Origin of the sequence: Pseudomonas sp. 86_A (genome assembly GCF_017491705.1) — a bacterium.
Taxonomy (GTDB): domain Bacteria; phylum Pseudomonadota; class Gammaproteobacteria; order Pseudomonadales; family Pseudomonadaceae; genus Aquipseudomonas; species Aquipseudomonas koreensis.
The window spans coordinates 1-333 of the sequence record NZ_JAFGYS010000217.1; the positions used below are offsets into that span (position 1 = coordinate 1).

Sequence of the window (333 nt, forward strand, 5' to 3'; positions counted from 1 at the left end):
GCCGCAGCAGATTGCGGTGCTGTGGCCGGGGAGTCGGCGGCTGTCAGTGAAGGTGCGTACGGTGATTGATTTCTTCATCGAGTGCTTCGGCGAGATCCCCTACTGGGACAGAACCTGAGTCCTACACGCTCCCTGTAGGAGCTGCCGAAGGCTGCGATCTTTTGATCTTGCTTTTAAAAGATCAAAAGATCGCAGCCTTCGGCAGCTCCTACACAGCGTTCTGCACTGGGTTTCAGATACGGAACTGGCCTACGAGTTTGCCCAGCCGCTGCCCCAGTTCAGCCAGACTGCGCGAAGTCTGCGCGCACAACTGGGTCTCATCCGCCACGCTGT

The 333-nt window shown here is 58.0% G+C and carries 1 protein-coding gene and 1 pseudogene; one reads left to right on the top strand and one right to left on the bottom strand.

Annotated features, from left to right (window positions below):
• Positions 1-118, top strand: a pseudogene (locus tag J5M57_RS28750) (LysR family transcriptional regulator); the annotation flags it as partial.
• A 114-nt stretch (positions 119-232) separates the two neighbouring features.
• Here the strand turns inward: J5M57_RS28750 and J5M57_RS29020 are convergent.
• On the bottom strand, positions 233-333 hold a 101-nt coding region (locus tag J5M57_RS29020; protein ID WP_243435677.1), incomplete at its 5' end, for a hypothetical protein.